10 protein-coding genes are annotated in these 10791 nt (G+C 63.4%); 1 reads left to right on the forward strand and 9 read right to left on the reverse strand.

Features of this window, described 5'->3' with window-relative positions:
- Positions 1–7: 7 nt before the first annotated feature.
- The 8 genes from BP26_RS0105300 to BP26_RS0105345 all read right to left on the reverse strand — a co-directional run bounded on the left by BP26_RS0105300 (position 8) and on the right by BP26_RS0105345 (position 9413).
- Positions 8–1228 carry an MFS transporter gene (locus BP26_RS0105300; RefSeq protein WP_051748376.1) on the reverse strand — a complete coding sequence of 407 codons (1221 nt, stop codon included), beginning with the start codon at positions 1226–1228 and terminating at the stop codon, positions 8–10.
- Between the two features lie 162 nt (positions 1229–1390).
- Positions 1391–2497: an Acg family FMN-binding oxidoreductase gene (locus BP26_RS0105310; RefSeq protein WP_029919537.1), complete on the reverse strand. Its 1107-nt coding sequence runs from the start codon at positions 2495–2497 to the stop codon at positions 1391–1393.
- A gap of 506 nt (positions 2498–3003) precedes the next feature.
- On the reverse strand, positions 3004–4557 hold the full coding sequence (locus BP26_RS29215) for a choice-of-anchor tandem repeat GloVer-containing protein (protein WP_051748363.1): 1554 nt from the start codon (positions 4555–4557) through the stop codon (positions 3004–3006).
- A 357-nt stretch (positions 4558–4914) separates the two neighbouring features.
- Entirely contained in the window at positions 4915–5409 is a 495-nt protein-coding gene (locus BP26_RS27360) for a styrene oxide isomerase (protein ID WP_051748364.1), read from the reverse strand.
- Positions 5410–5418: 9 nt separating this feature from the next.
- Positions 5419–6315: a metal-dependent hydrolase gene (locus BP26_RS0105325; protein WP_029919540.1), complete on the reverse strand. Its 897-nt coding sequence runs from the start codon at positions 6313–6315 to the stop codon at positions 5419–5421.
- Positions 6316–6370: 55 nt separating this feature from the next.
- Entirely contained in the window at positions 6371–6973 is a 603-nt protein-coding gene (locus BP26_RS27365) for a TetR/AcrR family transcriptional regulator (protein ID WP_051748368.1), read from the reverse strand.
- Positions 6974–7297: 324 nt separating this feature from the next.
- Positions 7298–9007, reverse strand: a complete 1710-nt coding sequence (locus BP26_RS27370; protein ID WP_051748369.1) for a M56 family metallopeptidase — start codon at positions 9005–9007, stop codon at positions 7298–7300.
- A 10-nt stretch (positions 9008–9017) separates the two neighbouring features.
- Positions 9018–9413, reverse strand: a complete 396-nt coding sequence (locus BP26_RS0105345; protein WP_029919543.1) for a BlaI/MecI/CopY family transcriptional regulator — start codon at positions 9411–9413, stop codon at positions 9018–9020.
- A 45-nt stretch (positions 9414–9458) separates the two neighbouring features.
- Between BP26_RS0105345 and BP26_RS29220 the strand changes: the two genes are divergently transcribed.
- The gene (locus tag BP26_RS29220) at positions 9459–9626 is read left to right on the forward strand and encodes a hypothetical protein (protein ID WP_157572376.1); all 168 of its coding nucleotides are present in this window, start codon (positions 9459–9461) and stop codon (positions 9624–9626) included.
- Positions 9627–9845: 219 nt separating this feature from the next.
- Here BP26_RS29220 and BP26_RS0105355 read toward each other — a convergent pair whose 3' ends face one another.
- Entirely contained in the window at positions 9846–10616 is a 771-nt protein-coding gene (locus BP26_RS0105355) for a Crp/Fnr family transcriptional regulator (RefSeq protein WP_029919545.1), read from the reverse strand.
- Positions 10617–10791: the final 175 nt, after the last annotated feature.

Below are 10791 nucleotides of genomic sequence, written 5' to 3' on the forward strand. Positions count from 1 at the left end.
AGGACGGTCATGAACGGTCGGGCTTGCGCCACACGATTGCCGAAAGCGCTGCCGCGCTGAATCCCGCCCCGACGATGAACGTCAGCGCGGCGCCGTGACGATCCCACAGCAGGCCCGCCAGCGCGCTTGCGATCAGCGTGGCGATTCCGCTGAGCAGGTTGAACATGCCGAATGCCGTTCCGCGCAGATCGGGCGGCGCCGTGTCGGCAACCATCGCCGCCATCAGTCCCTGGCTCATGCCCATGTGCAGGCCCCACAGGGAAACGCCGAGCCACACCCACAGCCATTGGCTGCTGTAAGCCAGCGCCAGATCCGCGGCGATCAAGGCCGCCAGTGCCCACCCCAGGAGCTTGCCGTGGTCCAGGCGGTCGGAAAGCTTGCCGAAGGGAAAGGCGCTGGCGGAATAGACCAGGTTCATGCCGATCAGCACCAGAGGCGCCATCGCCACCGGGAGTCCGCCCTCGCGCGCGCGCAAGATCAGGAAGGCTTCGCTGAAGCGTGCCAGCGTGAACATCGCACCGATTGCCACCACCCACCAATAGGCACGCGGCAGGCGGGTCAGGTTGGCGCGCGAAATCGGATTTGCGCGCGCCTCATTCGGCCGGTTGTCCGCCTCGCTCACGCCGAAATGCAGCAACGCTACGCACAGGAACGCCGGAATCAGCGCTATCCAGAACACGGTGCGAAAGTTGTTGGGCCACAGCAGCATCAGCGCCATCGCCAGCAAGGGTCCGAGGAAGGCGCCGACTGTATCCAGTGCCTGGCGCAGGCCGAATGCGGCGCCGCGTAGGTCGGCCGGCGCAAGTTCCGCCACCAGCGCATCGCGTGGCGCCTCGCGAATGCCCTTCCCGGTACGATCGATGAGCCGCGCCGCCAGTACCACGCCGGGACCAGTGGCCAGGGCAAACAGCGGCTTGGACAGCGCGCCGAGGCCGTAGCCCAGCACGGCCAGGGTTTTGCGCCGGCCCAGGTAGTCGCTCAACACACCGGAGAATACCTTGACGATCAGCGCGATGGCTTCCGACGCGCCCTCGATCAGGCCTACGGTCAAAGCGCTGGCATTCAGCACCGTGGTCAGGAACACCGGCAGCAGGCTGTGGATCGACTCCGAGGAGACGTCCATCAGCAAGCTGACGAATCCCAGGATCCATATGCCGCGTGGCAGTCGACGCGGCGGCTTCCGCGAAGCCGGTGGCGCAGTACCGGAAGAATCCCCCTTCTCTTCCAGGCCATTGCCTTTGCCTTCGGATACTCGCGCTTCTCGTATCATAGCGTTAGAAGGAGCGGCATCACCGCAAACGACGGGAGCATTATCAGATAGGCGATGCCGGCCTTGACCGTTCGGATCGTGATGCTCATCAATCGCTCGTCGGTACGGAGCCGCGCGATTTCAAACCAGCACCGCCTGTACCGGACGTCGCAGTGAAGAAGGCTGTTTCGGGCCGCGCCCGAAACGAACGACAAGATCGGGCCTGCGTTCTCCAATACCAAGGAAGGCGGCAAACTGCGGCCGAAGTGACGACACCTCCACGGGTTGGTTGAGAAGCGCATTGCGAATGCCTAACGCAGCCGACTGGAGCGCAAAGCGCTCGTAGCAGCGCCCCACTTCTACCCATTGGGCCGGACCTGGAGTATCCGAGAAGAATATCGCAATGCCGGCCGAACTCCGTACGCATCTCGCATATTTATCGTTCTCGCTCTTCGGCGTGAAATACAAGCCGAAGAGCAGGCTGCCGAGCCATGTCGGCAAAGACGGATTGCCCGACGAAGCCGTATATAGACCGTCGCCAGTTCGAACCGCCTCGTCGCCATTGAAGCGGATCCATTTCCTCAATTCCTCGACGAAAGCGGGATCGTCCATCTGGGCAGTATTGCCTTGAACTACATACTCAAGGACCTTCTCCGTGGCCTGCCTTTCGGTCAACAGGATCACCCCAACACCGGTGCCAGTGCCAGCCTTCTCAAGCAGTTCCAGTTCTTTCCGGGCCAGGGGGTTCCCATCATATTCGCCGCGAGTGCTCTGGCGCTCCGGTATCGCTTGAAACAGCGTTGATGCGACGGGGCTTGTCGGCTCCAAAGCCACACGCAGCGTATTTCCCCCCGCCGCGTCGAAGCCAGCCTGGCCCTTCAGCCCGCTGGCCAGTGCCGCCTGAATGAGGTTTTCGGCAGCGCACCCAAGGGAGACGAAGAGGTGGTGATCATCAGGGTCTACAGCGGGACACCGGCGTGAAAAGTCCGGCAATATCGAGATGGCGTCACCATCAAGCCGAAATTTCCAGCATTGAGTGTTATGGCTTGACGGCGCCAGGGTTGCGTATCGCACCAGTTCATGCAGAAGCGCAACTTTGTCGCCGGGCGCAACCTTGCCGTGACGCCACGTGCGATGCGCAACATTTTCGTAACTCTCCGCGTTTGTCTCCGAAGAGCACGACGCTATGCTCGCCATCGCGCCGGCGGATGCGAGCGCGCCAAAGACAAAGTCTCTTCGAGAAGACACTCCGAATCTCCGCCAAGGTTATCTTTTGTGGCCGCAAGAGCGTATCGTCTTCACGATAGGACGTATTAACGTCGGATTCATTGATCTGAATCAAGCCTCGGGTTCTAAAGCAATCACGAACGATGTTCGGGGCTGCCAGGCGTCCGGCGGGGGTGGCGGCCGATGCGCTTATGTGCCCCGAGATTCGCGCATGGCGTGTCCAATTGATCCGTGAGCCGCAATTCGACCCTTGAAGTTCGCTCCCCCAAAAGCGGCCGGATAAAAGGTATTTCAATGGCAGCGTTCAGCAGTTGAACGCGAGCACCGTGAGAGTTCGATCCGCTGGAACGCATGGTTCGGCCGACTTTCCACATGACCTCCAAGCGCGCGCAAGGAGGTCCTGATATGCAGGAAGGTAGGAGCCATTCGACCAAGCCTTCATGTCGATTAGCCAAGCTGCACGCCCGGACCTCTTGCTGGAGCTGATTGGCCGCATCGCACAAAACACGGCGGCCGGGCGATATAGCCTAATCCGGGCGCACCCACCGTCGGACGAAATCTCCCGCGCGGCGGCGGCGCCATAGCAGCGTGGCTAGGAGCCCGGCCAGCAGCCCGGGTGAAGCTGCGCCACCACTATTGCCGGTTCCGCTGCTGCCGCTGCCGCTGCTGCCGCTGCCGCTGGAGCCGCTACCGCTGCTGGAGCTGCTGCCGCCCGGGCCACTACCCGAACTTCCGCCAGAGCTGCTGCCACCCGAGCTGCTGCTGGAGCTGCCGCTGGAACTGCTGCTACTCGAGCTGCTGCTGGAGCTGCCGGAACTGCTCCCCGAACTGCCGCCACTGGAGCTGCTCCCCGAACTGCCGCCACTGGAGCTGCTCCCCGAGCTGCTGGAACCGCCGCTGCTGCTGGAGCTGCTGCTCCCGGCACCCGCCGCCCCAATGTCGAACCTGAACACCGTCCCCAGGCCATAGTCCCCGCCCGCATAGGTGGTGCCGTAGAGCAATCCGTCGCTCCCCTGGATCATCTCCGCGTAGGGCCGGCTGCCATCCCCCGCGGCGGTGAACAGGTGCAGCGTCTCAACCGCGCCGCCGGCCGGGTCGAAGCGGAAGATGGCGTTCGCCGGCGGCGAGCCCACCGGAGCGTCGAGAGTGGTGCCGTAGAGCTTGCCGTCGCTGGCCAGGGTCAGGGCGGCGTAGGGGTAGTAGTACTCGCTGGCGGGGTTGAAGGAGTGGACGACGGCGAAGTTGTCGCTCTCGTCCACGGTGAAGATGGTGCCGCCGCCATAGGCGCCGCCGCCCCAGGTGACGCCGTAGAACTTGCCGTCCGCGCCCTTTACCAGGCCCCAGGCGGCGCCGGAGCTGTCCTTGGAGCCGCCGAGGCTATGCAGCACGGTGAACGCCCCGGCCTTGCTGATCTTGAACACCGAGCCGTGCTTGGCGGCGCCGTCGACCTGGGTGACGCCGTAGAGGCTGCCGTCGCTGCCCTCGATCAGCGTGCCGGAAGGATACGAGCCCTCGATGGCTTTCGCCAGGGAATGCAGCAGGGCCACGGTGCCGTCCGCGCTCATCTTGAAAATGGTGCCGACGTCGTCGGTGCCGCCGTAGTTGGTGGTGCCGTAGAAATTGCCGTCGCTGGCCTGGAACAGGCCCGCATAGGGCCGGTGCGGACCGCTGTCGTCGAAGTTGTGCAGCACCGTGACCACGCCGGCCTTGCTGATCCGCACGATGCATCCATCGGCGGGATTGAGGCAGCCGCTGTAGGAGGTGCCGTAGAAGTTGCCGTCGGCGCCCAGCGCCAGGCTGCTGAGCGAGCCGTTGCCTTCGGGCTGGCTGAACACGTGCAAGGTGGAGACCGAGCCGCCCGGCGTGACGCTGAAGAAGGTGCCGGGGTTGTCCTCCGAGTTGGCCTCGGTGGTGCCGTAGAGCTTGCCGTCACCGCCGGCCCTGAGGCCGCCCCAGACGGTGCCGCCGCCTTTCCCGCCAGGGAACGAGTGGATGGTGATGACGCTCTGGTCGATAGCGGCGGTGCACAGCGCGACGGCCGCCAAGCCCAGTAGGGCGCGCTTGCTGCGGGTGAGTTTCATGGGGCTCCACTTGCGGTTGGGAAAAGGGTTCGCAAGCGAATTGGGGCAAAAAAAAGCATCACGCGTCACCACGCCGCGCTAACGCATTTCTAACGGCGCGCAAATCCATTTCCGATCAAGCGCTTGCACAGCTACATCGGCGAGGCGGGATCCCGGCGACGGGGCGTGGTAGTGCAGGAGTCCATCGCCGCGCGGAGGCCGGAGGTGTGCGCAACGCAGGCCGGCGCCTGGCTGGCTCCGATGGAGGCATTGAGGCTGAAGGCCGATGTCCCGTCTTTCCAGCGCAGCGGTGCGTGGGGCGGCGGCTTCTACGTCGATCCCTCTACTGTGATACCGATTGCGTGCATCCCATGGCAATCAACCCAACTCGGTATTCCGAGTCGCGACAAGCGTCCGCCAGGCGATGCTCGCCATGACACCCATGACGATCAAGACGCCGATATAGAACATGAAGAACGCGATCTGATTGGTGAGCGGTCCGCCGTAGGCGAGGCCGCGGCTTTCTGGAAACAGCGCGTCGAATAGCGAGGCGACGGTAAACGTCCAGCCGACAACAATCATGCCCGTAGCGATGCGTCGCGCCCCGGCCAGCGCGAACGGCAATATCGGCAGCAGCAGCGCCACGAGCCAGAGGATGAGGCCGTTGATGACTCCTTCGAGATGGGCCATTCGCCATGCCTTGATCGACCCCGGAAGCTTGACTGCAATGCGGCCCGGGATAGGCCAAAGGCTGATTTCGCCATTCAGGAAGAAGAGGAAGCCAAAGCCGATCGCTCCGGCAACGAAGATCAGCAAGGCTCCGTGTCCGATCAGCAGGCGCTGGATTTGCTTGAGGCTGGAAGGAGGTGTCATCGCTGGCTCTCAGATTGTGCGGATCGCGGGAAAGGGGACAGGCATCTCGGCATTGTTCGTGTCGACCAGCGGTGCTTTATCGGCATCCGCCTGTTCCGCGTGGCGGCGAATCCATTCGAGCGACCAGGCGTTGTCGGGCTGTCGGCGAGGATTGTGGCCCGGCAGCAGCGCGCGCAGTAGCGAAGGCGTCACATTCCACAGAAATCGGGCCAGCTGGTATGCAAGCCGCAGCCGCGAGCGCGGCTTTACCCAGAGCCCGTCTGTGAGCAGCATCTGCTTGTAGCCGAGCATCGAGAAACGGATGACGTCGATCGAGGCGTGCAGCACGCCAATTGCGCGCAGGAGGTAGCCGCCCTGGGTGGCTTGATAGACATCAAACGCAACAGTCTTGTGTTCGGCTTCCTCAACCATGTGCCAAAGCACGAAAGAAGCGACGCGCGAATCGGCACCCGCAAACAGTTCCCGGCGCTTGCCTACAATCCACTCCGTGAGACCGATCGTCATCGATTCGAAACCGGCAGCATAAGCAAGCCGCCGTGCCAGCGGCAGCTTTCCGAGTTGGACATAGGAGGCATCCATCGCCGCCTCGATGCGTGCCAGCTCCGGATAAGCTTTGCGCTTGAGCAAATCATTGAAACGCCGATGCGCGCGGTAATGCTGGCCTTCCTGCGCCATGAAGGCCGCCGCGTCGGCACGCAGCTTCGCATCGGCAAGCAGCGGCAGCGCTTCGCGTATCGTCCGTATCAGGAACGGTTCGAGGTAGGGCATCGTGAGGGACGCGCCATTCATCATGTGAGAGAGTTCCGGCTCTCCCGGAATCCAGTGCGGTGCGATATCGTCCGGAAACTCAAACGGAATCCTGCGGGCGACGATTGAGCTGCTTGCTGCCAAGTCGGTGTTGTCCACGCTTCTCCTCCCTTGCTTGCGCTTGCGTAATCGCAAGCCGCCCGGCATTCCACAATTACGGCGGCGGCGCCTTGAGTCCGGCGATCAGGGTGTCGATCATCATCGGCGCCAATGTCTCGTATGCCCGTCCCATGACAAATTGGCTCCCGACCTGCAGCGACACGAGCCCATGCGCGCCGCACCAGAACAGGTGGCTGGCACTGAGGGGATCGACGCGCAGGCTGAGCTGACCGGCCTTCTCCGCGGCGGCGACGACGCGCGTGCAGACGCCGAGTGCGGCACGCTTGGCTTCGACGAGTTCCGGCGAAGGATCGAGATCGTCATCTCCGATGTCAAAAAACATCAGCGCATAACGATCGGGCAGCTCAAGCGCTGCATCCATGTATGCGCGTGCCAGCATGCGCAGCTGCTCAATCGGGCTCGATGACACGCCAATCGCATCGACCATGCGCTGTTCGATCCAGCGGAATGCGCGTGCGCGCAGGGCGGTGAGCAACTCGTGCTTGCTCGCGAAGTAGCGGTAGGGTGCGGAGTAGCTGCAATCGAGCCGGGCCGCGATGCGACGGAAGCTTACAGCCTCGATCCCGTCGCGCTCGAACAACTCGAGCGCGGCATCGAGAATCTCCTCGCGCCGCAACTCGACCTGCGGTTGTGTCATTGCCAGTCTTACCATGGCATATAGTTGACGCTATTAACTTAACAGTGTCAACAATTGGTCCGGCGTTCTTGCTCGGTATGCCTGGGAGTGCCCGGCAGCATGCTGGGGAAGACGGGCAAGCAATGGCGGCGCCAGGTCCCATCGTCTCGTTTTGGGCATCCGAGGGTCGATCGCCGCCCCCACCCACGAAGCAAGCAAGGGGAGCAGGAGCACCATGCGCCGTTAGCGGTTCATCTCCCGGAGAATGCCCTGGCAGACGCACCATGGGATCTCATTTCGCCGTCGGCGCATCGGCGTGCCATCCGTCATGCCGACCGCGGCCTGTCAACGTGCTTCAATATTGCGGTTGCTGTGTGCTTCCGTCGGTGACGGCTGCGAGAGGTCGACAGGCTTCACGGAATTCAGACCGAGTACGGTGTAGCGCCATTGCCCGCCGGTCAAGGTTCCTTCCGCGCCCAGTTGCGCCGCGCCCTTGGGCCCGTGGACCGTCAGATGCAGGGAACTGCGGTTATCGTCGATGCGACAGGGATGGCAATCTTGCTCGATCACAATCGGCTGGCCCAGCAGGGCGACGGCGCCTGCATCCTGCCGCAGTTGCTCGTCCAGGGCTTTGAAGGCGGGGTCGCCGGCGAGGCTGGGTGGCGGAGGCGGTGCGGGAACTTCGGGCGGCGGTGGCGCGGGTGGTGGCGGCGGTGCGGGAGGGCGGGGCGGCGCCGGGGGCTTGGGTGGAGCCGGCTCGGCGTGATGCATGGCGATCCACTGGCGCACGCCGGCATCGATCGGCATCGACCGGCCGTCCACGCGATAGGTTTCGTGCGGTTCGCCCTTGAGGTCGACCCAGGCGTGATAGTCGCGCGTGTGATCGCTGTCGATCCCCCTGATCCGCATCGAGTCTCCCACGTAGCTCCACCAGCTTTCGTGGGGGGACTCCGCTGCCGGGCTGGTTGCGGCAGCGGCGACCTGCGCAGCCGGGGACGGCAGCGTCGCGGCCGCTGGAGAGGCTGTCTCGGCGGGGCGTTCGGCGGCAAGACTGCTGTGTGCGGCAATCACTGCGCTGGCACAGGTGAGCGCGGCGAAGCCCGCCGCCGCCGACCAGCGAATCGCGGGAGGGTTGTCTGCACCGAGCAGGCGCCTGACCCTTTGCATCAGTGCGCCGCCATTGGCCGCGAGCACCAGCCGCGGCAGCGGCCGCCGCAGTCGCTCCACCGCGGCGAGCGCCTCGGCGACGACGACCGGATCACCGCAGACCGCCACGGCCAGATCATCGCAAGCATGTTCGCGCTCCTGCCGGATGCGACGGCTCAGCCACCACACCATCGGGTGAAAGAACAGCAGGGTCTCGATCAGGCACTGCAGCCCGTTCCAGACCCAGTCGAGCCGGGCGATGTGCGCGAGCTCATGCGCCAGCAAGGCTTCGATCTGGTGCGGTGCGAGCCGGGTCAGCATCGACACGGGCAGCCAGACCACGGGCCGCCAGGCACGCGATGAAAAGGGCTGTTCGATCGCGCCGAGCACCTTGACCGTGACCGGGCGGGCAATGCCGAGCGCTCCGCGCAGGGCTTCGACGCGTGCGATCCATGCCGCGGGCAGCGGTTCGAAGTGTTGCCGGCCGAGCGAGCGCAGCACCCAGCCGCCGCCGGCGAGACGCACCATCATCACCAGCACGCCGGCAGCCCAGAACCAGGCAAGCCACACCGGCGATGCGAAGGCGGCGGGCGCCATGAAGGCGCGCATCAGCGGTGGCGCCGCGGCCGATGGCATGGACCAGGCCGATGCGGCCATGCGGCCAATGAAGCCGGCCGTGGCGGGTCCGGTACCGGCGATCGCTCCCGCCAGTTCAGCTGCGGGCACCACCAGCATCGCCAGCAGGAAGCCAAGTCCGATCGCATGACGCGTGGCCGCGGTGCGGCGCGCGGCGAGCGCCAATGTGAGGGCTGCCGCCAGCCCCAGCAGGGTGTCCTGCCAGAGGGCCCGCAGCAGGCTGCCGGACAATGCGGTTTCGATGGCGGGAAGCGAGGAAAGCAGGTGGCTCATGGTTGTGTCCTCAGGCTTGGCCTTTCGTGCGACGCGCCTTGGCGTCGGCGATCAGGCGGGCAATTGCGTCGAGTTCATCGCGGCTCGCTGCGTCGATGTCGAGCGCGCGCTGCACCAGCTGTAGTGCGGAGCCGGAAAATGCGCGGTGCATCAAGTCCTTGACCAGCACGTTCTGCACCGCCGACTCCAGGTGGACCGCCGTGTACCGGTGGCTGCGCTCGGACTCGTCGCGGCGCACCAGGCCCTTCTCGGTCATGATGGTCATCATCTTCAGCACCGTGGTGTACGCGGTGTCCTTGTTGCGCGAAAGTGCTTCGTGCACATCGCGCACGGTACTGGGCTCCGCCCGGTCCCAAAGCACCTGCAAAATCGCGAGTTCGCCTTCAGTCGGATGAGGGGTCGGCATCTGTTTCTCCAAAATACTAATGCGATAGTACTACTTGATTAGTAGATGTCAAGCGCAGAAATCGCCGGCGCATGGCGCACGGCTCTTCGTGGACTCGATGCCGAAGAAGATGCGACACACGACGAACTCTTCGAACTGATTGGTCGTCAGTTGAAAACGCGCGGAATGGGGATAGGCGCGCGAGCATGGCGCCGCGCCTCGTTGAAGGGATGATTCGATTGCACAGAATCAAAGGCTCGGGCATCGCCGCTCAAGCCGGTGCTCGGCGTTACTTCCGTCTCGTGGCGACACCGAGCCGCCTAATGTCGCTGGTGAGGAATTCCGACGCTGCGACCGCATGGGTTACTTCCAGAATGGTCGCGTTCGGCCGGTTCATCTCGAGTACGATCCGGATCGACGCCAATCGGGGGCGTCTGAGACGAAAGGTGCTGCTTAAGACGCTCGAAGCGTCGTAGTGGGGATGGAGTCGGCGCTCGCGATCACGTGGTGCTGCGGCAGGTAATGAAGAAGAATATCCGTCTCCCTCTTGACCACGCCATAGCACTCGCAACTCAGGGTTTCGAGTTTCGGCCGGTCAAGCACCTTGATCAATCCGCGCGCGTATGAAATCACGCCCAGCTGCTGCAATTTCAACGCAGCCTGGGTGATGCCTTCGCGGCGAACACCGAGCATGTTGCCGATGAATTCCTGCGTCATCGTCAAGTGGTTATGCGACAGGCGATCCATGGAAAGCAGAAGCCAGCGGCAGAGCTGCTGGTCGATCGAATGGTGCCGGTTGCAAACTGCGGTCTGCGCGATTTGCGTAATCAGCGCCTGCGTGTAGCGCAGCATCAGCATCAGTAACTGGCCGTGGCGATCGAACTCCTCTTTCACTCGCCGTCTGGGGAGTCGGTATGCGTAACCGGCGCTTTGTACAAGCGATCGGCTGGGCGTGCTCTCCCCTCCCATGAACAAAGTGATGCCCAGCAATCCCTCATTTCCCACCACAAGAATCGCGGTGGATGCCCCGTTTTCCATCACGTACTGCAGCGAGACTATGGAGTCGGTAGGAAAATAAACGTGCCGCATGGGGCGCTTGGATTCATACAGGAGCGCGCGCAACGGCAGGGGCACTAGCTCCAGATACGGGAACAAACGGCTTTGAACGTCGGGCGTCAAGGCTGCCAGTAGATGATTGTGCTGGGGCTGGGGTTTGACCGTCATTTCGGCGTGCGTGGAACTGAATAGTTATTTTTTCATTACGGTTGAATGAGGATGCTGGTGTCTGTGCGGCAGACCGCTTAAGAGCCTGTAACAGAATGAATCGCACCTGCGTTGCAGTCCAAAATCGCGTCAGGCAAGGCGGAGGGCTGAGCCATGGTGATTCCATGGCTCAGCC

Source organism: Nevskia soli DSM 19509 (genome assembly GCF_000711955.1).
In the GTDB taxonomy this organism is placed as follows: Bacteria; Pseudomonadota; Gammaproteobacteria; order Nevskiales; family Nevskiaceae; genus Nevskia; species Nevskia soli.